This window comes from Bdellovibrio sp. HCB288 (genome assembly GCF_047305935.1).
Lineage (GTDB): Bacteria > Bdellovibrionota > Bdellovibrionia > Bdellovibrionales > Bdellovibrionaceae > Bdellovibrio.
The window spans coordinates 784,011-805,509 of record NZ_CP178619.1; the positions used below are offsets into that span (position 1 = coordinate 784,011).

Annotated in this window: 24 protein-coding genes; 15 read left to right on the forward strand and 9 right to left on the reverse strand. The window is 47.1% G+C overall.

Translation table 11 applies throughout. From position 1 onward, the window contains the following. Positions 1–63: 63 nt before the first annotated feature. From ACLVWR_RS03710 to ACLVWR_RS03720, 3 genes are read right to left on the reverse strand one after another with little or no spacing between them, the layout of a single operon-like run. Complete coding sequence (locus ACLVWR_RS03710) at positions 64–720, reverse strand: methyltransferase (protein ID WP_413582571.1); 657 nt, start codon at positions 718–720, stop codon at positions 64–66. A gap of 26 nt (positions 721–746) precedes the next feature. Continuing rightward, entirely contained in the window at positions 747–1,895 is a 1,149-nt protein-coding gene (locus tag ACLVWR_RS03715) for a CapA family protein (RefSeq protein ID WP_413582572.1), read from the reverse strand. Between the two features lie 6 nt (positions 1,896–1,901). Further along, positions 1,902–2,441: a hypothetical protein gene (locus tag ACLVWR_RS03720; protein WP_413582573.1), complete on the reverse strand. Its 540-nt coding sequence runs from the start codon at positions 2,439–2,441 to the stop codon at positions 1,902–1,904. Positions 2,442–2,554: 113 nt separating this feature from the next. Between ACLVWR_RS03720 and ACLVWR_RS03725 the strand changes: the two genes are divergently transcribed. The 5 genes from ACLVWR_RS03725 to ACLVWR_RS03745 all read left to right on the forward strand — a co-directional run bounded on the left by ACLVWR_RS03725 (position 2,555) and on the right by ACLVWR_RS03745 (position 7,860). Continuing rightward, positions 2,555–3,097 carry a TIGR00730 family Rossman fold protein gene (locus ACLVWR_RS03725; protein WP_413582574.1) on the forward strand — a complete coding sequence of 181 codons (543 nt, stop codon included), beginning with the start codon at positions 2,555–2,557 and terminating at the stop codon, positions 3,095–3,097. A 109-nt stretch (positions 3,098–3,206) separates the two neighbouring features. After that, on the forward strand, positions 3,207–3,851 hold the full coding sequence (locus ACLVWR_RS03730; protein WP_413582575.1) for a hypothetical protein: 645 nt from the start codon (positions 3,207–3,209) through the stop codon (positions 3,849–3,851). Positions 3,852–3,926: 75 nt separating this feature from the next. Continuing rightward, entirely contained in the window at positions 3,927–5,378 is a 1,452-nt protein-coding gene (locus ACLVWR_RS03735) for a DEAD/DEAH box helicase (protein ID WP_413582576.1), read from the forward strand. Next, positions 5,378–6,808 carry a GTPase HflX gene (hflX, locus tag ACLVWR_RS03740; protein WP_413582577.1) on the forward strand — a complete coding sequence of 477 codons (1,431 nt, stop codon included), beginning with the start codon at positions 5,378–5,380 and terminating at the stop codon, positions 6,806–6,808. Before ACLVWR_RS03735 ends, hflX begins: the two co-directional genes overlap by 1 nt. A gap of 62 nt (positions 6,809–6,870) precedes the next feature. Then, a complete protein-coding gene (locus ACLVWR_RS03745; RefSeq protein WP_413582578.1) occupies positions 6,871–7,860 on the forward strand; it encodes a lipase family alpha/beta hydrolase in 990 nt (329 codons plus the stop codon). On the opposite strand, the gene ACLVWR_RS03750 is transcribed toward ACLVWR_RS03745, so the two are convergent. Further along, positions 7,857–9,074: a TCR/Tet family MFS transporter gene (locus ACLVWR_RS03750; protein WP_413582579.1), complete on the reverse strand. Its 1,218-nt coding sequence runs from the start codon at positions 9,072–9,074 to the stop codon at positions 7,857–7,859. The genes ACLVWR_RS03745 and ACLVWR_RS03750 overlap by 4 nt on opposite strands. A gap of 103 nt (positions 9,075–9,177) precedes the next feature. Here ACLVWR_RS03750 and trhA point away from each other — a divergent pair, with 103 nt between their 5' ends. From trhA to ACLVWR_RS03765, 3 genes are all read left to right on the forward strand, one after another. After that, entirely contained in the window at positions 9,178–9,795 is a 618-nt protein-coding gene (gene trhA, locus ACLVWR_RS03755) for a PAQR family membrane homeostasis protein TrhA (RefSeq protein ID WP_413583476.1), read from the forward strand. Between the two features lie 97 nt (positions 9,796–9,892). Then, entirely contained in the window at positions 9,893–10,321 is a 429-nt protein-coding gene (locus ACLVWR_RS03760; protein ID WP_413582580.1) for a hypothetical protein, read from the forward strand. 69 nt (positions 10,322–10,390) lie between these two features. After that, positions 10,391–10,978, forward strand: a complete 588-nt coding sequence (locus ACLVWR_RS03765) for an NUDIX hydrolase (RefSeq protein WP_413582581.1) — start codon at positions 10,391–10,393, stop codon at positions 10,976–10,978. 305 nt (positions 10,979–11,283) lie between these two features. Here the strand turns inward: ACLVWR_RS03765 and ACLVWR_RS03770 are convergent, their stop codons facing one another. Further along, the gene (locus ACLVWR_RS03770) at positions 11,284–12,234 is read right to left on the reverse strand and encodes a hypothetical protein (RefSeq protein WP_413582582.1); all 951 of its coding nucleotides are present in this window, start codon (positions 12,232–12,234) and stop codon (positions 11,284–11,286) included. 167 nt (positions 12,235–12,401) lie between these two features. Here ACLVWR_RS03770 and ACLVWR_RS03775 point away from each other — a divergent pair, with 167 nt between their 5' ends. Beyond that, complete coding sequence (locus tag ACLVWR_RS03775; protein ID WP_413582583.1) at positions 12,402–13,718, forward strand: phosphodiesterase; 1,317 nt, start codon at positions 12,402–12,404, stop codon at positions 13,716–13,718. Here the strand turns inward: ACLVWR_RS03775 and ACLVWR_RS03780 are convergent. Next, complete coding sequence (locus tag ACLVWR_RS03780; protein ID WP_413582584.1) at positions 13,705–14,556, reverse strand: NAD(P)H-hydrate dehydratase; 852 nt, start codon at positions 14,554–14,556, stop codon at positions 13,705–13,707. The genes ACLVWR_RS03775 and ACLVWR_RS03780 overlap by 14 nt on opposite strands. A gap of 25 nt (positions 14,557–14,581) precedes the next feature. Between ACLVWR_RS03780 and map the strand changes: the two genes are divergently transcribed. The 3 genes from map to ACLVWR_RS03795 all read left to right on the forward strand — a co-directional run bounded on the left by map (position 14,582) and on the right by ACLVWR_RS03795 (position 16,093). Further along, positions 14,582–15,340: a type I methionyl aminopeptidase gene (gene map, locus ACLVWR_RS03785; protein ID WP_413582585.1), complete on the forward strand. Its 759-nt coding sequence runs from the start codon at positions 14,582–14,584 to the stop codon at positions 15,338–15,340. 75 nt (positions 15,341–15,415) lie between these two features. Continuing rightward, complete coding sequence (locus ACLVWR_RS03790) at positions 15,416–15,616, forward strand: hypothetical protein (protein ID WP_413582586.1); 201 nt, start codon at positions 15,416–15,418, stop codon at positions 15,614–15,616. 78 nt (positions 15,617–15,694) lie between these two features. After that, a complete protein-coding gene (locus ACLVWR_RS03795; RefSeq protein ID WP_413582587.1) occupies positions 15,695–16,093 on the forward strand; it encodes a hypothetical protein in 399 nt (132 codons plus the stop codon). 52 nt (positions 16,094–16,145) lie between these two features. Here ACLVWR_RS03795 and ACLVWR_RS03800 read toward each other — a convergent pair whose 3' ends face one another. After that, the gene (locus ACLVWR_RS03800) at positions 16,146–17,450 is read right to left on the reverse strand and encodes a TolC family protein (protein ID WP_413582588.1); all 1,305 of its coding nucleotides are present in this window, start codon (positions 17,448–17,450) and stop codon (positions 16,146–16,148) included. Between the two features lie 119 nt (positions 17,451–17,569). Here ACLVWR_RS03800 and ACLVWR_RS03805 point away from each other — a divergent pair, with 119 nt between their 5' ends. Then, the gene (locus ACLVWR_RS03805) at positions 17,570–18,085 is read left to right on the forward strand and encodes a MarR family winged helix-turn-helix transcriptional regulator (protein WP_413582589.1); all 516 of its coding nucleotides are present in this window, start codon (positions 17,570–17,572) and stop codon (positions 18,083–18,085) included. A 31-nt stretch (positions 18,086–18,116) separates the two neighbouring features. Here the strand turns inward: ACLVWR_RS03805 and ACLVWR_RS03810 are convergent, their stop codons facing one another. After that, the gene (locus tag ACLVWR_RS03810; RefSeq protein WP_413582590.1) at positions 18,117–19,322 is read right to left on the reverse strand and encodes a hypothetical protein; all 1,206 of its coding nucleotides are present in this window, start codon (positions 19,320–19,322) and stop codon (positions 18,117–18,119) included. A gap of 156 nt (positions 19,323–19,478) precedes the next feature. Between ACLVWR_RS03810 and ACLVWR_RS03815 the strand changes: the two genes are divergently transcribed. Next, entirely contained in the window at positions 19,479–19,778 is a 300-nt protein-coding gene (locus ACLVWR_RS03815) for a hypothetical protein (protein ID WP_340597592.1), read from the forward strand. Beyond that, positions 19,775–20,668 (forward strand): SAM-dependent methyltransferase, encoded by an 894-nt coding sequence (locus ACLVWR_RS03820; protein ID WP_413582591.1) that lies wholly within the window; start codon positions 19,775–19,777, stop codon positions 20,666–20,668. The genes ACLVWR_RS03815 and ACLVWR_RS03820 overlap by 4 nt, the downstream gene beginning before the upstream one ends. Positions 20,669–20,671: 3 nt before the next feature. Here the strand turns inward: ACLVWR_RS03820 and ACLVWR_RS03825 are convergent, their stop codons facing one another. Beyond that, on the reverse strand, positions 20,672–21,421 hold the full coding sequence (locus ACLVWR_RS03825) for a hypothetical protein (protein ID WP_413582592.1): 750 nt from the start codon (positions 21,419–21,421) through the stop codon (positions 20,672–20,674). Positions 21,422–21,499 lie beyond the last annotated feature (78 nt).

Consider the following 21,499-nt stretch of genomic DNA (forward strand, 5'->3'; position numbering starts at 1 on the left):
CGATAAGGAAAAATTTACCAGTTTTTCAGTCTTAACAGGTATTTACCCGGGATAAGAGCTTTCTCAATTGGCCTTGCGAATCTCAAGTAGACTGGTTCCGCGGATATCCCCAAGGATCTCCAGACTCATAACCGACGACAGATGTTGCCCGGCCAGATGAAAGGCGCTCCAACCATGTTGGCGCTGCTCGCGCAACAAAACATAGGCGCGTCCCCCGGGGCGAAGCGAGTTTTCAATTCCTCGCATCAGGTTGGCGAAATCAGAATCGATAAAGAAACGACATCTGTTTTTAAAATCGGAGGGGGATAATGTTCCTTGGTCCCGATGGAAGTAAGGGGGATTGCATAATATTAAATCATACTGATTTTTATATTTTTCCGCCTGAAGCACATCATAGTTCTCGCCAACAAAATTCAGATTCGTTTTGGAGTCCGTCACGTGCTTGGAGTTTTTGCTAAAATGATCCTGATAAATTTCAGACTGAACCTCCAAAAAATCAAAGGCTCTTGGAACAACTCCACGCTCCTTTTGATTATGAAATAGAAAGTCCAATCCAATAATCCCGCAACCCGCACACAAATCCAGACATGTCGCCGGAGCCAGTCCCTCGTCACGATAGATTTCATAAACTTGTCGAGCCAGGAATACCGAATCGTGAGAGAAATGGTATTCCTCGGGTTGAGAATATTCAAAGGTGTAGTGCGGGTTGACTGATGACATACAGCCACTTTATCCCCGACTTCCCCCTATGGCAATGATCTGCACAGCTTTAATCCCAAAGACTCATTAATATCCAGCATCCGCTGAGATCCATAGTGTTTGTTCAAATAGCTCAGCACCGCCCTGTCGCCGCTGGAACCCACAGGATAAATCTTTACACCATTGCGAACTGTCGGAGTATAAGCCACCCCTGTTATCTGAGTTTTACCCTGATCATTCTTGGCAAGCCCCAGGTACATTACCGCAGATGCCTTACGCTCGACATCCTTTTGACCTGCAACGAAATTCCCCAGCGAGTAGACTATGAACGTCTCCCGGCCATCCTTGGTCACGTATTTATCCCAAGGTTGCAGAACATGGGGATGCGAGCCGACAACGGCGATAGCACCTGCATCCAGAAACCTTTTGGCGCCAGCGACTTGTTTCGAATTCGGTGTTTGCTTGTACTCTTCTCCCCAATGAGGATAGACGATCACCGCATCCACATCCGAACGCGCTGCCAACTCCCTGACCAAACTCTCGGCTTCGGGTTTAAAACAATTCAACACCTGAGATTTTGAATCACCGCGCCCGTTGGTGGATTCGGTACAACCCACAAAGGCCACATTAATCCCACGAATTGAAACCGTTTTATAAAAGGCTCCGTTTCGTTCCTGGGAGTGACGAACACCGACCGTTGGTATTCCATAACTTCTGGCTGCATTCACAGTTTTATCAATACCGATAGCACCGCGATCCAAAGAGTGATTATTGGCCAAGGTCAAAAGATCAATGCCACTGTTTCGAAGGTTCTCCAGAATTCGCGGATGGTAATTAAAGACCATTTTGGTACCCGAATAAACTCGGTCATCATAAATAAATCCGACATCGCCCCAGTCCCGGCCTTGAGCATCTATCCCCATTGCCGCCGGACCTTCAAGATTAGCAATTGAAAAGTGAGCTTTAGCGAACAAGGGGTTGATGGGTCTCCAGATCTGGGAGAAATCCTTCGATTCACTCACTACGTTCAGGTAAAGCATTTTGTGAATCAAAATGTCCCCAACAAACGAGATCGCCGCAAATGGTGAATTTGCCTGGCACTTACCGCTGAAATTCAGATCCTGTCCCAGCGCCCATGTTATAGATGGAAGAATCCCCAGCATCACTGCCAGGGATTTCAAAAATTTATTCTTCATTTTATTTTAAGCCTCTGAAGAGTTGCGACGATCCCGAGCAACTTGTCCTTTGCGCGAACGAGCACTGGAAAATCCAGCAATCCGCTTTCCAACGGTTCTAGTTGCGGCAAGATTCCCCCGGGGTTCCGTGGTCTCCTTGGCATACATTTTCCTTTTGGTCTTAAGCATGAAATCCTCGCGAGGTTCATCATTGCGCTTCAAATTCATTTTAGGTTGTTCGGTCATGCTTTTTTTGCCCCGCAATGCTTTGGCTTTGCGTTTTGCAATACGCTCCTTGTTCAAGACACGATCGAAGCGATCCAAAGTTCTTTCCATGCTTCGCAAACGGAATGTTGTCTCACGCACGACGATTTTATCATCAGCTTTTGCACGAACCGTTTTACGGTGACGCTTGATCAAATCCACAGTACGTGCGCGGGCTTTTTTGAGTCGATCACGAGGAATCTTTTTAAGATCGGAGGATTGGCCCTGAGAAAACAGTTTAAACTCCGCTTTTGTCAGTCTCTTTTTTGCCGCTTTTTGCGTGGCGGACATTGTCGTTGTCATTAGCTACTCCTTGTTGTTCGAATCTCAATAATACGAGCAAGCCTCCTCGCTCCCCTATTGACAAATGGGGCCTTTGTTGGAAAGCATGAGGTAACCCACCAACGAGGACCATCATGAAGATCAAAAGAATTTGCGTGTATTGTGGAGCAAACCCAGGAAACAAAATTGCATACGGCGAAGCCGCACGTGAGTTGGGTTATCTGTTGGCTGATCACAAAATCGAACTGGTCTATGGCGGTGGAAAAGTGGGTTTGATGGGAATCATCGCCAACGCAGTTTTGGAAAAAGGTGGCTTGGTTACAGGTATCATTCCACAAAAGCTGGTTGAACTTGAGCAGGCCCATCAAGGCTTGACCGATCTTCGCATCGTCAATGATATGCATGAACGCAAAGCCACGATGGCTTCACTCGCAGACGGTTTCATCGCGCTACCCGGTGGATTCGGCACCTTGGAAGAACTGTTCGAAGTTTTGACATGGTCACAAATTGGCTATCATCAAAAACCAATCGCTCTGGTAAACGTCGAAAATTTCTTCGACCATCTCCAACTTTTTGTCAGTCATGCAACTTCTACAGGATTGTTAAGAAATGAATATTCCAGATTTTTTCAACTTAAAGAAACACCTCTGGAAGCCTTAAAAGCAATACTTTCCTAACCACAGAGTTCTGACTTGAATTCATATGGCATCTGTGGGGTCGCAACCTAAACCCTTGCAAATTTGCAATTGGTGTTGCGATTCATTGTCTAGTAATTAAATAGCCGCAATGAAATTTAATTTAAAGACTGAACCATACATTCAAAGTTATCGCGAAGACCTGGTGGAGCTTTCCCTGGTGCTGGAAGCTTTTGGCTATAAGGTTGAACCTTATGCAGATGCCGATCTTAAGCATTTTCATAACCTTTTGCCCGAAGCCCGCAAGAGCGTAGCCCATGCGTTGCATGCCTATGTAGGAGCTTTGAAAGCCGAACTGGCGACTGGACTTTACCAGAACGACCGATTTGTGCTGCAGTTCCTTTTCCGCATAGGACAGGCACCGAGCACTGATCTTTCCAATACTTTGAAGAACGAGCGCTTCATCCAAATCTACAACCGCGATAATCTGCAGATCTTCCGCAGCCTTGCGTGTTATGAGCGTTGCTCATTCACATTGGAGCAGTTGACCAGCCGTACTTGGCTGGAACTTTGGGAGAGGGACACCATGTTCAACATGACCTTTTCTAAAATGGCTCAGAACTTACGTTCTGTGATGAAGTATAGTGCATTTAATTTCGACTTCCCCTACCACAATGTCACTGAAATCGACTCAGCCATGTCCTTTTCGTTCCAATACAAGCTTAAAACCGTCTGTGGATTGACTCGACAAAATCAAATCCAGTCGGCCCTGCTCATTGAGGACTGGAAGTTCTAAAAAACTCTGTAATTTTGGGAAGATAAGCCTTTTAGGGTTGCGGTTTGGACGCAACCCCTGTAGCTATCTGTCCCTATGACTTCTGTAAAATTCTCTGATCTCCCCCTTGTAGAACCTATCCAACGTGCTGTCGCTGAAACCGGCTATACAGTTCCAACCCCTATTCAGCAGCAAGCGATTCCTCACCTGTTGGAAGGCCGCGACCTTTTGGGTTGCGCTCAAACCGGCACCGGCAAAACTGCTGCCTTTGCCCTGCCGATCCTAAATCACCTGGCAAACCAATGGAACAGAACGGCTCCAAAACAAGCGCGCGTTCTGGTTCTGGCTCCGACGCGCGAACTTGCCATTCAAATTCACGAAAGCTTTCAAACTTACGGAAAACACCTTCGTATTCGTACGGCGGTGATTTTCGGGGGCGTTGGTCAACAACCTCAGGTGAAGGCCTTGTCTCAAGGTGTGGATGTTCTTATCGCAACTCCAGGGCGTCTGTTGGATCTGATTCAGCAAAAACACCTGCAATTGGGCAAGCTGGAAATCTTTGTACTGGATGAAGCGGACCGCATGCTGGATATGGGCTTTTTGCCTGACATCCGTAAAGTTCTGACTTACCTGCCTAAGGAACGTCAAAACCTGTTCTTCTCGGCAACCATGCCCAAAGAGATTCAAAAGCTTGCCGACTCTTTGTTGGTGAATCCAGCCAAAGTGGAAGTGGCTCCGGTTTCTTCAACTGCAGAAATGATCGAACAATCTGTGATGTTCGTTGATAAAAGCAAAAAACGCGATTTACTGCGCCATCTGTTGAACGATAAATCTTTTGATAAGGTCATCGTATTTACCAGAACAAAACATGGTGCGAACCGTGTTGCCGAAGGTCTGGCAAAAAATCACATCCCAGCTGAAGCCATTCACGGCAACAAATCTCAGAATGCCCGTCAAAGAGCTTTGGAGAATTTGCGTGAAGGTAAAATCCGCGTATTGGTAGCCACTGACATCGCGGCCCGTGGTATCGACATCGATGAAATCAGCCACGTTATCAACTTTGAACTTCCGAATGAATCAGAAAGCTATGTGCACAGAATTGGCCGTACAGCTCGCGCTGGCAGCCAGGGTATTGCCATTGCCTTCTGCGATGCTGAAGAAAAAGCCTTTTTGCGCGATATCGAACGCCTGATCGGCAAATCGATTCCTGTCGTTACAGATCAACCGTACCACTCTGAAGAAGTGGCTGGCAGCCGCATCCTTTCCAAAGGCAAAGCGAAGGCCATGATCGAAGCAATGGAAAACGTAAAACCCAACAGCGCGGGCTTTAAAAGAGGTCGCCGTTTGAATCCTCGCAAAAAACCACCGACGTTTGAAACCAAAGGCGGCGGCGCTGAAGCTGGCTCTCTAAAACCTCAAAGTTCAAAGCCCCATACCCCAAAGCCTCACGGTGGTGGTCCAAGTCAGGGTCCTAAAAAAAACGGCGGTAACAAACGCCGCTTTGGCGGATTCAGAGGTAACGGCAATAAAGCCGGAGGCCATAAATAATGAGCCTGCACGAAACTCAAGAAATAGTTCCTAAGGCCGTTCTTGTCGGCCTCCAAATTGGCAGAACTTCTGAATCAGAAGTTCAAAGCTCTTTGGTCGAGCTTTCGCGCTTGGTTTCAACACTGGGCTTTGAGGTTATTGGTAAATTGCACCAACGCCGTACTTCTACAAAAAGTGCGACCGTTCTGGGCGATGGCAAACTGGTGGAGTTGGCGAAATGGACTGGCGGCACTGGCAAAATTGCGCCAAATTTCGTTAAGAAAAAACACAAAGCTGCATTGAAATTTAAAAACGAAGACGAAGAAGACGACATCTTTGACTTCCCCGAAGAAACTTTCGAAGAAAGTGAACCCGAGGACTTTGTTGAAGAAGAAAATCCTCAAGATCAGGCTCAGTGGGTGGTCTTTGACTGTGATCTTTCACCGCTTCAGTTGCGCAATATCGAAAGCGCTACAGGCGCCAAGGTATTGGATCGCACGGGCGTGATTATTGAAATCTTCAGCCGCCATGCTCGCACGCGTGCTGCCCGTTTGCAGGTGGAAATTGCCCGCCTGACTTACGTTGCGCCTCGCATGCGCGGTGTCTCCGGTGGGGACGACGACCGCATGGGTGGTGGGGGTAAAGGTGTCGGGGAATCCGCGATCGAACTGGATCGTCGTAAAATCCGTGACCGCATCAAGGAACTGAAACAAGAACTGGGTTCCATTGGTCAGGAACATCTGACTCGCCGCTCACGCCGCGAACAGGAGGCCTGTGTCGCACTGGTGGGTTACACCAATGCCGGGAAGTCCTCTTTGATGCGTGCAATGACTGGCAGTGATGTTTACGTGGCAGACAAGTTGTTTGCGACTTTGGATACAACAGTTCGCGCCGTTTATCCGGAAACTCGCCCTAAAATTTTGCTATCCGATACTGTCGGCTTTATCAAAAAACTTCCGCATGATCTGGTAGCCTCATTCAAATCCACTTTGGATGAAGCCTTAAATGCCTCGTTGTTGTTGTTTGTTGTGGATGCTGCCGATCCGTCCTTCCGATCGCAGCTGGAAGTCACAAAAACGACTTTGGCTGAAGTGGGTGCGGGGGAAATCCCGAGCTTGCTTATTCTTAATAAGCGCGATTGTTTAACAGAGGAACAGACGTCCAGTTTGGCCACCGAATTTCCTGACGCTGTGTTTTTGTCTACTCGCAATGCGCAGGACGTTGAAGAACTCCGTTTGCGTCTGGTTCAATTTTTTGAAAACTCCATGCGCGAGGAAGAGATCTTTATTCCGTATAAAGTTCAAGGGGTTATTGGTGACATCCGGGCTCGTTTGAAAGTCTTGGGTGAATCCTATGACGAAAAAGGTGTACGACTAAAGGTCCGTGCCAACTCCGAGGATTTTGATAAGATCGCCAAAAAAATTCGTGATGCACTGGCAGATATCGATTAACAGCGATTCATTATTAAAGTTTAACTCGCGCTAATCAGCTCTAAAACCTTAAAGTAGCATCGATGAAAACAAGTTTATCGGTGCCACTTTCAGTACTAGTTTCCACTCTTAGCATTTTTCAAGGCTCTCCGGCTCAAGCGCAAGGGATCGTTCGCTATAACGCGAAAGATGAAAGAAAGCTATTGGGACCCCGCTATCAAGGTCGCCTGGTTCCCATGGCAAGACTGAATCAATTGGCCGACGATAACAGCGAACCCATGATTTTGATTCATGGCCGTTCCGGCTCCGTAAATAATTTCACTCAGTTGCTATCGAGCACTCCGCGCATGACGGAGTACCGACTCTTCTATTTTGCCTATGATGATCTTCACCGTTCACTAAAACGTTCAGCTCAGGATCTAGCGCTTAGTATTTTGAAGCTTCGCACGTCCCGTGTGACGTTGCTCGCTCATAGCATGGGTGGATTGATTGCCCGTGAAGCGTTGAACTATCTGGCTAAGAATGGCTTTGCCGAAAACACACCTTCGATCCGCGTGATCAGCATTGATTCCCCTTGGCAGGGTGGCACCTCCGCCGGATGCACCCACAAAGGGACCAGTGTGGACCGCATGGTTGAATATTTTCTGCCAGCGGCTTTAACAGATATGCGCTCTTGTTCAGATTTCTTTCAGAATCTCTACAACGTAAGTTTGCCGGAAAAGTTCAGCATTGAGCTTTATTTTGCTCAACATGGGGCTCAGGCACTGGATCACACCGAAGCACCCTTGAATCGCCTGCCGGCAAAAATTGCAAATCTGTTTACGGATGGCACACCGATGACCGGAACACTTTACGAGATGAATTTTTGGAATGCGATGTCCACGTCATCTCAATATCCGGCTTTTGTGAATGAGTTGTCGGCAATCCATGAACATTCAAAAATAGCGGCTCGGGACGTGAAGAGCCTTCTTGAAAAACATTTCCCTCGCTTCCCAGGGGATCACTCTTCAGTCATGATGCCCCACCCAAGCAAAGACCTGGATTTACCCAAGTATCTGCAAAGCATACTTTAGGTCTTTACCTTGTGAGACTTGGGATAAAGCGCAAACAAACCCCAAGCTACAATACTGATGATTGCAGCCAACATGTAGGCACTTCCCGGAAATTTCACTGGCGCTGACTCAGCGGTGAAACGTGCGAAAGTATCGGTATAGATCAAAGGGCCGATGATCGAAGTAATGCTGGCAATGGAAATCAATGTGCCCTGCAGTTCACCCTGCTCTTGGGGAGGAGTGTCCTTCGAGATCAAAGACATTGATGCAGGACCCGTAAGCCCATTCATGCAGGTGATCGCCATCACCGCATAAAGCATCCACCCCTGAGTCACTGTTGCATAACCCACGTAAGCCAGAACGCAAAACATCATCCCGACATTCAAAGTCTTCAATTCCCCCCATCGTGGAACCAAGACTCGAGTCAGATAGCCTTGAACAAAGGCAATGGATACTCCAATAAAGGAAAGTGACAACCCCACTTCAAAAGTCGACCAGTTGAATTTGTATTGAGTGAACAAAGTCCAGATACTTGGATGGGAATGCCCCGCCAGATAAAGCAGAAAATAGATCCAAACCAACAATCTCATTCCTGGTTTGAACAAGACCTTGAACAGGGATTGAAATGGATTCAAACGGCCCCATTCGATTTTTCGGCGATGAGCCTCATCCAGGGACTCGGGCAATATAAAGTAGCCAAATGCGAAGTTCAGTAGATTAAAGGCGGCCGCCGCAATAAACGGTGCCTGATATCCATAATGTCCCAACATTCCACCCAATGCAGGTCCCACGATAAACCCCAACCCAAAGGCTGCTCCAATCATGCCGAAGTTAGCAGAACGATTCGTATCATCTGAGATGTCGGCCATATAGGAACTTGCCACCGTCATGCTTGCGCCGGTCAATCCGGAAATAATTCGACCAGCAAACAGGATTCCCAACGTGGGTGCAAAGGCCATCAGCAAATAGTCCAAACCCGCCCCCAGCAAAGACACCAAAAGAACGGGTCTGCGCCCAAATCGATCTGACAATGAACCCAGCACAGGTGAAGCCAGAAACTGCATCAAAGCATAGACGGAAATAAAGTAACCAAAATAGTGATTAACGAAGGAAGGATCATGGCCAAAGCGACGTATCACATCCGGAAAAACTGGAATCAAAACTCCAATTCCCAGAGCGTCCAGAAAAATTGTTGCGAAAATAAAACGGACACTGGCAGATGAACTTTTCTTCATATATCCCACTTTGCAAGTTGAGTAATTATTCTTTTATCAAAACATTTTCGCAAGTGAGTTTTGCGACCGTCCTGTGGTAAACTGATTTCTATCGGAGGTATTTATCTATCAAGGCGAGCGATTCAACAGCATTAGCCACTTGGTGGGCGCCGTTCTGGCAGTCGCAGGGACCTCTGTTCTTGTTACTCTGGCAAGTGTGCAAGGTGATCTTATTAAAATCGTCAGCACCAGTGTCTATGGTGGAATGCTCGTTTTGCTTTACACGATCTCCACTCTTTATCACAGCTTCCAAGGTCGCGCGAAAAAGATTCTGCAAAAGCTGGATCACATGGCGATCTATCTTTTGATTGCTGGTACCTACACGCCATTTACGTTGATCACTTTGCATGGTCCCTGGGGATGGTGGTTGTTCGGCATCAACTGGACACTCGCGGTCATCGGAATTATTTTTGAGCTGACACTTTCTCACCGTACACGCATTCCATCCATGGTGATCTATGTGGTGATGGGATGGTTGATTGTGTTTGCGATGAAACCTCTCACAGAAAATCTGGATCCCCGAGGGCTCGTATTACTAACCACCGGTGGCATTTTATATACTGGCGGCATCGCATTCTTTTTGTTCGATGAAAAAGTGAAGCACTTCCATGGTATTTGGCATCTGTTTGTGATGGCAGGTAGCATTAGTCAGTATTTCTGCATTCTTTATTATCTTATTTAGTACCTTTTTGACTCCAACTTTCCTGGCACATGATTTGTATTAGCTTCCTCTCGGGGCCGAAATGCATCGGCGCAAAAAAACACGAAGGGGAACCACCATGAAAGCACTCATAGGATTCATCGCAGTTACAATGATCACAGTCACTTCTTTCGCTGGTCATTTCGACGATTTGTTCAAACCAGGCCGCGGAGACCGGGATCACGGTCGCGGTGGTTGGGGTCGTCCGAATGTCACGTGCAGCGCCTCTGATAAAGGTTGGGAAGAGCACTGGGGTGGTCACTCTGATTGTGGATCCTGTTTGAAAAAACATGGCACCTGTATTGAAACCTGCAGTGCAAACTATTACGTGGTGAAAGTCGAAGGCACTGACTACCGAGGATATAAAATGACAATGGAATCCCGTGGTGAATCCCGCTATGAAGCCGAGCGCGAAGCCCTGCGTTCCTGCAACCGTCGCTATGACAACTGTAAAGTCGTATCCTCCAACTCCCAAAGCGAAACTGTTTCACGTCGCTCCTGCCGCTAGACTTGGCTAAGTACATTCGCTAATTCGAAGTCCTTGTGCTATCCTGACAGGAGCACAAGGATTTCGCGCGTGAATAAAGAACTTTCAAGACTTTTTGAAAATCAAAATCCCCTGGATTTGTCACAGGCATTACAACACTATGCCTGTGTTTCAATTATTCTGCGCGGAGCCTTGGATGATTTGCAGATTGGCTTCATACAACGCGCCATTCACCCCGATGATCGCTGGTCAGGACAAATTGCTTTCCCCGGCGGCAAGAAAGAGGAATGGGACCGCTCCGCCCTGCACACCGCGATTCGCGAAACGCAGGAAGAAGTGGGTATCATTTTGACTCAAGAGGAAGTCATCGGTCAGCTGGATGATATCCAGGCCCGAAAAGCAGGCACCATGCTGGATTTCTTTATTCGGCCCTATGTTTTTTATATAGATAAAGATTTTGATGTCCATCTGGATCCCAACGAGGTTGCGGATTTCTTCTGGACACCCCTGAAACATCTTATCAGCCCCGAACGTGCAACCACTCACGGGTTCATTCGCGACCAAATCAGCGTCGAACTTCCAGCCATTGCACTGGATCGGGATGTCCCGCTTTGGGGATTGTCGTACATGATCACACAGAATCTGCTGAAGCAGCTAAAACCTCGCATCTCAAACTGAGAATGTTTGGAATTTTTTAAAAATCTTGGAAATTGCCCTCAACTCTCCAAAAGTCCAGCCGATAGGTATGACATCAGCCCACTACGAGTGGGAGCGAAAGGAGCCTTGAATGGCATCAACGCATGTAGTACTTCACGAATTCATTCTTTCTACGGAGATTCGTGAATTGGTAACTTACCGGGAGACCGGACCACCGTAACTACCATCCCCCTAGCCTAGTAATAGAGGGAGAATATAAATAAAAAAAACCAGAACGATCTCTACGTTCTGGTTTTTTGTTCTTTAAATATGTGCGTTCTTGGAATCTAAAGGATTGAGAACGTCGTTGCGAAATTTACCGTCGTTGAATCTGCCGTCAAAGTGTCTGGATAAAAATTTAAAAACGGGGCAAAGAAAATGTCCCTGCGAATCGCATATCCCAAACCTATTCGGGAACTCAAGGTACGGTTCCACAAAGTAAATGCATCTTCAGTCCCGCGTGGATTATTGAAGCCCACCGCCACGGACGAGTACATGCTAAACTTATCTGTGAAATTGTATTTCACCTGCGGGAAGAAGGCGACAGAGTAACGGCCGGTCTTCATTTCATATTTGTTTTTAACATCCGGACCGCGATCAAAGAAGTAGTAGTCAAAAGATGCATCAACACCTGCCGCAAAACCTGTGGTCCCAAAGTTATAAATCACGGAAGAGTCATATCCAAAAGCCGCGTACTCTCCGATTTCACGGAATGTTTGATTGGTAACGTAAGTCCCCTTAACGCCATTTCGCATTTGGAGATCTCCAACGCGTGAACTGCGGTCGATGCCCAAATAAGGATTTCTAACATCATAACGTTTCACACCCTGGAACGGCGTTAAAGCACTCGCCCCAGTACCGACTGACAAAGCAGTTTTTGAATCAAAGCGATAACGAGCACTCAGGGATCCGCCCAGAGACGTTTCGCAGGCACAAATACTGCCGTCCGGATTTGGTTGATTGGGGTTGGATAGATCACCCACTGGAGGCCCCGAGTAGCTGAGGCTGGCTTTTAGAGAGTAGCGGGAAAGAGATCCTGACTCCGCCTTCATACGTGCATCTGTGATGTCTTTGTCTTCGGCGAATTTCTTATTGATGACGTTTTCTTGTTTTAGAACGGAGCTTTGCTCTGCTGGGGCTGATCCTGAAGTGGACTCAGGCATGATAATTTTAGAAGTTTGTGCAAAAGCACTGATTGAAAACCCCAAAACGGCCGAAACCAAAATCAATTTGCTCATGAAATCTCCCCTGATGGGCATGCTTGTACAGTGGGAGGCCCCAAAAAGATAGTTGGGTTTTGGTTAAGAGAGCATTCTTTAGAAAAAGTACCTGCTTTTTATCGACCCCCATTGCCCCAAACGAGGCAACTCTGTGAACCTAATAGAACCAAACAAAAGGGGCATTCATGAAAACCTCTCGAAGAGGTTTCCTTCAATTATCGGCCAGTTCGATTATAGGCTACTCTGCGCTCAGTTCCCCCCTTTTTTCCGGGATTGCCGAGGCGGCAAGTGGATTCTCCGGGAATATTCCAATCTGTCAGCACATGACAAACTCCCACTCTACGCAAATCACAGTTTTGACGGACGGTTACAATCCCTACGCCTACCGGGTTTTCGACTCCCAGGGGCGTCCGGTCGCTGTGCAAATCTGGGATCATGAAATCCGCAAATGCTATCACCAGGGTATCGATAAACTTCACATCACCGGCATGGATCCAAAGCTTTCCTACTATCTGCAGGTGATTGACAAGAACCGAGGGACTGTTTTGGATGAGAGGAAGTTTAAAAGCCTTAAGCTCTCTTCCCGATCCAACCTGCGATTTGCTTTGGTCAGTTGTGCCAGTGATTTTTTTAAAACCCATGCCCGGGTCATGTGGGACAATCTTTTCGCGCAAAAACCTGACTTCATTTTTTTAGTCGGCGATGCCGTCTACGCAGATTTTGGCTGCCCGACAACCGAAGACAATATCTGGATTCGATTCTGCCAAACACGTTCCCGGCTGCGACATTTCCGTCAGCCCTCTTTGATTCCCACCTTGGCTGTTTGGGATGACCACGATTACGGGCTCAACAACATGTACAAGACATTCAAATACAAGGTCAGTTCCAAGCGGACATTTGATCTTTTCTTTGGCAGCCGCAATACCGATGGCTTCAAACGCACCATGGGTGTCGGTTCTAGGTTGACGGCTTTCGGTCACAAATTCTTTTTCATGGATGACCGGTACTATCGAGACGAGGCCCAATGCGGCGGCATGATGTGGGGAAGCGAACAGCAGGAGCAGTTCCTGGAGAATATCTGCGACAACTCCAAACCCACCTGGATTTTCAACGGCAGTCAGTTTTTCACCGGCTATCATAAACAGGAATCTTTCGCCAAAGATTACGGCAAAAACTTTGTGGATCTGTTGGCAAAACTGCGCAGATGTGACGCTCCTGTGGCCTTCGGATCGGGCGATGTTCATTTCAGTGAAGTGACCAGTGTGGATCCGAAATATCTGGGCTACCGAACCTACGAGTACACTTCCAGCGCCATCCATTCGATTAATTTTCCGGTGAAGCTGATTTTAAAAAATCCCCGACGCGAAAGATTTGCCTGGCACCACAACTTTGTGATCATCGACAGCCAAGCAAGCAAGGGCGCAATGAAAGTCAACGCCATGGCCATCAACGCACGAAACAGAATCGAATTCACTCACCAGGCAACGATCAAACGGTCCTGATTTTTCTAAGATGAAAAAGAACTTTAGGAACAAGATCAATCACATCGGATGCCATCATGGAAAGAGAATCATTTCCCTTCTGCACCCACATGTTCGCGGTGGCACCATGAATGTAAGCTGCAAGCAAGGCCGCTTCGGCGGGGTTCATTTTCTGTGCAAGCAAGGCCACCATCACTCCCGCCAAAACATCCCCGGTTCCGGATTTGGCCAAGGCCGAGTTTCCCGTGGCAATTGTCGATAAGCTGTTGGCCGAAGCGACCAAAGTGCGATGACCTTTAAGCAAAACAACACATCCCAATTTCTTTTGCGCAGTGATTACTGCGGCCACTCGATTTTGATTGATCTTGTCGCTGCTCCAATCCAAAAGACGCGAAAGCTCCCCTGTATGAGGAGTCGCAATCCACTCCGGAGGTAGCGGAAATATTTTCTCCTGGGCCACGACGGTCAATGCATCGGCATCCAAAATAACCTTTTTCTCTTTGGAGATAAGTCCATTGATAATTTCGGAGGTGAAGTCATTCACGCCGAATCCGGGCCCCAGTAATACGGCGTCGAATTCAATATCCTGCCAAGGAATTCTGGCAAGATCCCGCGGAATAACATCGGGATGGTCCCAAGCTGACAGCGAGATATTGCGTTGACCCACAATTGCATAACCGCTTCCCATTCGCAGGGCCGCCTTTGCCGCCAGCACGCCCGCCCCCGGATAATCAGAGCTGCCCGCCAGGATCAGACTCTTTCCCCGACTGCTCTTATTATCTGAAACAGAAACAGGAGGTAAAAGATTCGCGGCTTCCTGTTTTCGCAAAATTCTGACGGAACTTGTGGAGGTTTTCATAAGAATTAGTGTATAACTGCCATCTATGATCGTAAAGACTGAAGCAGATTTGGAAGGACTTAAAAAGATTGGCAAGATCGTTGCCAATTGCCTGCAATATATGTCCAAGAAAATGGAACCCGGTATGACAACCAAAGAGTTGGACAACATCGGGGGCAAATTCCTGGAAAAGCATGGCGCACGCTCCGGTCCCATGCTGGTTTACAATTTTCCCGGCTACAACTGCATCAGCCTTAACCATGAAGCGGCACACGGAGTGCCGTCGGACAAAATCATTCAAGCCGGTGACCTGATCAATATCGACGTCTCTGCGGAATTGAACGGATACTTTGCTGACAATGGAAGTTCCTTTACGGTTCCACCAAGCCGCCCTCAGGATGAACGTCTTTTAAAGGCGACCAAACTGGCTTTGGAAAACGCCATTGCCGGCATCAAAGCTGGCATCAAGCTGAATGAAATCGGCCGCCGGGTGGAGCAAATTGCAGACGAGTACGGGTACTCCATTATCGAGAACCTGGGAAGTCACGGTGTCGGCAAATCACTGCACGAGAATCCAAAATTTATTCCCAGCTACTATGATGGCAATGACGACCGCCGCTTAAAAGAAGGCCACGTGATCACTATCGAGCCGTTCCTTTCCACAGGAGCCCACTTCGTCGATGAAGTGGAAGGCGATAAATGGACTTTGGTGACGGCGCCTGAACATCGGACTGCACAGTTCGAACATACAATGGTGGTTCTTAAGGACCGCGCTCTGATTTTAACAATTCCAGACCCTGTTTAATCACAATACTAACCCCAATGCCTTGCTGGGACTGTCTTTAGCTCGCTAGCCTGTTTTCAAGAGCAAGGGGGCAAGATGAAACGTTGGGTGTTGTTCACGGTATTAATCATCTTTCATATCGTCTGGATTGGAATGCTGACCGTTGCTGATGCTGCAGCCACCAGCCATGTTAATCTCCCTCAGGAAGTCCTTGTCTCCTCGATAATTTTAATTGCTTGGGTTGGTTATCAGGCCCTGTCCTGGGCTCGCAGTGGAATTCAGGAAAAAATGAAATAGCACAGCGCCTTATCGCTATAATCTTTAAATAAAAAGTGAAAGCCTAGGTGGCATAGATTTAAGCCATGGGAGGCCTTCGTGAAACTATTTATCGCTCTTCTTGCAACATTGGTTGCGTTCTCTGCTCAAGCTGCTGATCAAAAACTGGGTAACGTTATCCTGGTTGAAAGAGAGATTCCAAATCCATACGAGCTTTGCGTTAAAAATGTCATCGACAAAACAGACAAAAAGCAAAATTCATTCTATTGCGTGATCAAGTACACAAAAGCATCAATGGAAATGCCGGTGGGTAAATCTTCTCCAATTACCTATTCAAAAGAACATTGCAAAGTTCGCTCTGAAATCGGCAATGGTAATATGATGATTGGTTTTGGTCCTGAAAAAGTAGCGGTGGATTTTGAAACTGCAAGAGCTTGCCTTTTGGAAGGTTTGACAGCTCACGGTCGCTTGACTGTGAAAGTAATGACAATCGAATAGATTGGAACCGAATACCAAATAAAAAAGGGAAGCTGATGCTTCCCTTTTTTTTTCAGAGTTCTTTCCCAACAGACAGCTCCAAATTCACCTGAGCTTCGGCCGCATTCACTTGCGCATTGACTAATCCAGCTCGGGCCCTGAATAAATCAAGTTCCGCATCCAATCTCTCTGAACTTGTTCGCGTTCCGGCTTTGAACGACTGAGTCGCCAGGCGCACACTCTCTTTGGCTTTCTCGACGTCGATCGTTTTCGCCTTATACAAAGCGGCCGAATATAAATATCGGCGCTTCCAAAAATCAAAATCAAATCCGGTCTTAAGCTTTGCCTGCAACGTTCTTTGCTGGGCTTGCACTTGTCGGGCGTCTGCCTGCGCGGATTGGGATGAAGAGGCAAAGCCATCGAAAATAGACCACGTCATATTCACACCCCAGGAATAAGCGTTATTAAAGTCCTGATCACGCAATCCTTTGCTGATGTTGTTATAGTAGTCTGCCTGACCAAACAGGGAGAATTTTGGAATCCAGTGCTTATAAGCCGCCAGCCACGCTTTGTGAGCTGCAAGTTCGCGATCTTGAATCGCTTGATAGTCCAGTCGCTCAATTTTTTGCGGCTTCTGCAAGTTCGCCACTCTTTGCGCATCAGGAACCGGCAGGTCCCCTTGCAGAGATTGCCCCGTGTCCTCCACTCCCAATCCCACCAGAAGATTCTGACGGGACAAAACAGTGTTGTCCTGGGCATTTAAAGTTTCAGAGAGGGCTTCCCCCAGCTGAACTTCCACTCGCAGGACATCAAACTTGGTGCCGGTGCCACTTTTTTGAAATGCACGGGCCCGTGATAAATGATCCTCTAATGTTCTGACATTCTGAAAAGACACTTTCTCAAGTTCGACCGCTGCGAGTGCCTTATAAAATTTCAACTTCGTGTCCTGATTCAATTGGAATCGCGCCCAATCAGCTTCCTTATCAGCGGCATCAGCACCATGGCTCATGGAACGAAAACGATCCCAATTCGCAAGACCATCGAAGAACATCCACTCGGCCCGGGCTGACCATATCGTATAGGGCTGAATCATTTCGATGGTTGTCGGAGGTCCACCCAAGGTCACTCTTTGCAGCATGAACTTCTCATCAAAGAGATGACTTCCCCCAAGAGTCACACGTGGCAGGAATAAGGAGTAAGCCTCGGTTTTCTTCCAACTGGCCTCGTCTTTCGCAGCCTCGGCGATCTTCACTTGTGGCGAGGTGCTGTTCGCAATATTTAAGGACTCCGCAAGAGTCAGGCTCTGCCCTTCTGTATTCGCGAATACAGAGATACCAATCATGGTTGTTAGAGCGATGGCGATGTTTAAAATTTTCATATTTCACCATATTTCTTGATCTTTATTAGCCACCTAATTAAAATGATTAGGCTACTAACAAATGTCAACAGTGCCCAAAGGGTCTTTGATAATCTGAATTTTCCTTGAATGGAGGCCCTATGGCAAAACTATTTATCCAAACACTTCCGACACAAGAAGAATTGCAGCAAAATGCCGCCGAACTTTGCCCGAATGTTGATCCAAACGCGTTATATACACACTTGTTGTTCAGAAAAATATCCACTGATTTGGAATCCAAATTCGACAACTTTTTCGCGAAATGGAATCTATCACCCGGTCGCTACACTCTTTTGATCATGCTTCGTAAAGCTCCAGGTGGGTTGATGCCTTCAGAAATTGCGCAAAAAGTGGGTGTCACGCAAGCGACTATCTCGGGATTGATCAACAGCTTGGAAAAAGCTGAATTGGTAAAACGCACCACTCATGAAAAAGACGGTCGTTCCTTTGTTATTCAGTTAACTGACAAAGGTTATGCGTTGATCGAGGAGGTTTCTCCTCTTTGGTTCACGAACATCGGAAATTTCTTTGGTCAATTCAACCAAGAAGACCAAAAACTATTAAATGGACTTCTGATTCGCATGTCGGAAAATACAAATCTTTTGAATATGAAATAAAAAAAGCCCGGGTTCACCGGGCTTTTTGTTTTTAGTAATCACCTTTTAGTGCACAACTATAAACTTCGTTCAGATTCGATCCCGTGGAATTTTGCAGAGGACCGAAGTGATTGTATGATTTGCCTGCTGCGAAATGCGGGCTGACACAACGATCTTTTGGAAGCTTCAAAGAGCCACTTGATTGTAAATTCGATGGATGAGTATTTCCGGATTTGGAAGTATTCACCTGCACGGCAAACATACCTGTTACTTTAGCAACCCCGCAAAAGGCATTGAAAGTCTGCATTGCGCTACCCAGAACACGGATCATCTCGGCTTTAGAGGCAGTTTTGCTGATTTGATTGTTTGGATAAAGTTTATTCCACTCGCGAATACAAGCTTGTACGTTACCGCTTGCCGTCGGTGTGAATTGGAACAGACCAATATTCAACTTGGAAGCCTCATCCTGATAAGGGTCTTCGTAAAACAACACCCCTGCCGGACGACGATATCCTGATGGTGCGTTTTTGCTGGCTACGTTGCCGGATTTGGAAGTGTCCGCTGAAGTTAAAGACTCGGTGTACGACATACACATCATAAGCTTCGACCAAAGCTTGGTCGCCTTCACTGCACTTTGGCGGTCACCATTCATAGCACCTCGACGGTACTCGTTCATTTTATTGTTAAATGTATTCAGTTTCGTGATCACCGTAGATGACGGAACTTTCCCACTTGCCAGGGTTTTCGTCAAAGACGACGAACTCACTGTACATAAAGGATGGGAGATCAAACTGGTTTCCAGATAAGTGTTTTCATTCGTGCTCATCCCATAAGAGGAACCCACATAACCAAGGCCCGCCTTGGACGGATACATTTTCAACTCCACCGCATAAGCAATGCGATCCGCGAAGCGATAGCGAGTATCCAGATTCACATCAACATTATCTGTTTTATAGGACTGAGTCTGATCGCGTTCAGGAATCAGCTCTCTATACGAAGTATAGAAACTATCCACCAATTTCCCGACTGGACCCGCCACCTCAGTAAAGATGTCGAAATCTGCCGGAAGAACTGAACCGGTTGTTGCCGGAGGTTCTGGGCTGGTCGGCGTGGAAGGAGTCGAAGGTGTCGATGGAGTCGAGGTCGAGTTGTCGTCGCCTGAATCCACCGGCTGTTTCGCCATCGCGTTCGCCGTATTGCCCATTAGAAGAGTTACCAAAGCTGCCATCAAGATTTTAGTCGTATTTGTGTGTGTCATGCCTCCTAGATCGGAGTTAGGTCCTAAGACTTAAGGCTCCCCAGACGAGACTGGACCTGAACTAGACCTCTACTGGACGTAAGTCAGAACATTTGGCTCAAGATCACCCGCCAAAATCCGATATGAGTAATAACCAAATAAAAAGGGAGTATCAGAATGAGTCAATACGATGTACCCGGTCTTTATAACTTCTTGGCACATACACCTGAAGCGGGTCTCAGAAAAATGTTCGTTGATGGCAAAGCCTTCACCGAAACTCACTTCAATTTGATGATGAAAATTGTTCGCGCCGGCGATGAAGCCAAATTTGTAGAGCATTTTGAAAAGCAGGACTTCCCTAAAATCAAGATGGGACCTGCAGACGTGAAAATTAAAGAGAAATTCTGGAATGAAGCGATCGCTGTGTGGGACAGTCGTGGACTTCTGGCTCCAGCTGTGGCAACTAAGGCGGCATGATCGCTTATCTTGCCCCAGAAAAATTTCTGCCTGAACTGCAGGCCGAACTTAAAGGTATCACTGCAGTTTATGGCAACCTGGTTCTAACCAATGGGCCCATTCAGACATCTGTGTGGGCCCAAAATATTTGGACCAACGTGGAAATCGTTTCTTTTGAATCGATCTCCCAGGCCGTCAAAGAGCTTAAAAGCCGTGGCCTTTTGTGGGCGCTTTATTCCTTCGACAATCATCGCCGCGCTCAACTTATTCAGGATCAGCTTCCGAAACTGCGCCCGCGGGTGATGAACTTCCTTAGTGATCTCCCAACGGATCCCTTGGGGGCATGGACCCTCATCGATAAAAACACTCTGTTGATATCCAATGAAACCAACTCCCTGTTTCCTTTGGGAGCGGTGGCATTTAACGAAGACAAACACACCCCACCTTCCCGCGCTTATTTAAAGCTGTGGGAGCTATTCACCGTTTATGGCGTTCGCCCTAAAAAAGGTCAGCGCGTTGTCGACTTTGGCAGCTGCCCCGGGGGATGGACTTGGGTGTTGCAACAAATGGGTTGTGATGTGATCAGTATTGATCGCGCGCCCTTGGACGAAAAAATAGCGCGACTGCCGCGCATTCAGTTTATGAAAACCAATGCATTCAATGTAAAGCCCGCCGATATCGGCGCCATTGATTGGTTCTTTTCAGATATTATCTGTTATCCTGCGAAACTTCTGGAACTGGTTCTGGAATGGCAAAAGTCAGGCCTGTGTGAAAACTTCGTCTGCACGATCAAGTTTCAGGGCGGTACTGACTTTGAATCACTTAAAAAGTTTCAGGCACTGGAAAATGCCCAGGTGATTCATCTGCATCACAATAAGCATGAAGTGACGGTTTGGATTCGCAAACCGTAATTCCTATTCAGTCCCCAACGGTGTGACTGGCTTTTCCTTGATATATTGAAATTCCTGATCGGTGGCCTTTTCAAGGTTCTTCTTGGTTTCAGCCGCCTTCTTTTTCAGGTTTTCCTGATCTTTCTTTTGATCCTGAAAGCGCTGAGTATACTGGCGATGAAGTTGGTTGAACTCATCGTTTTTGGCGCGCATATAATCATCAAAGTCTTTGCGCTTGGTTCGGGTCTCATCCTCGAAAGCATCGCGCTTTTCCTTTTGTGCGGCATAGAACTGCTTACGTTCATCTTCCATTTTTGCATAAAACTCGGTGCGTTCAGTCGGAGTCAGGCCTTTTCTTTTTGCGAACTCCTCGCGGCGATCCTTCTGGGATTTGCTGAACTCATTGCGCTCATCGTTCTGCTTCTTGGTAAAATCCGCGCGAATCTTTGTCATGTCCTTGCTGAAGTCATTACGCCTTTTATTGACGATGGAACTAAAGCGATTGCGAACTTCAGAGGGGGATTTGCTCAAATCCGACATCATCTGATCCATGAAGGCTTTTTCATCGTTCTCTGACTTCTTTTCTGCCGGAATGTTCTCGCGCAGCTTTTCCATCGCATCACGATCTGCTTTCAGCGAGTATTTGTCGTCCACTACTGAAGTCGATTTACTCTGGGCAAAAGCCGGACTCATCGACAGCCCTAGTGCGAAGGACAGGACCAATGTCCCAGAAAAACCAGACAGCCCATTCATCCTTGATCGTGATAGTCTCATAGAAGTCCCCTTTAGTGCGTTTTGTCTTTTTTTGAGAATAATTGGACTCGAAAGAAAACTCAACCCACCGATAAGGTG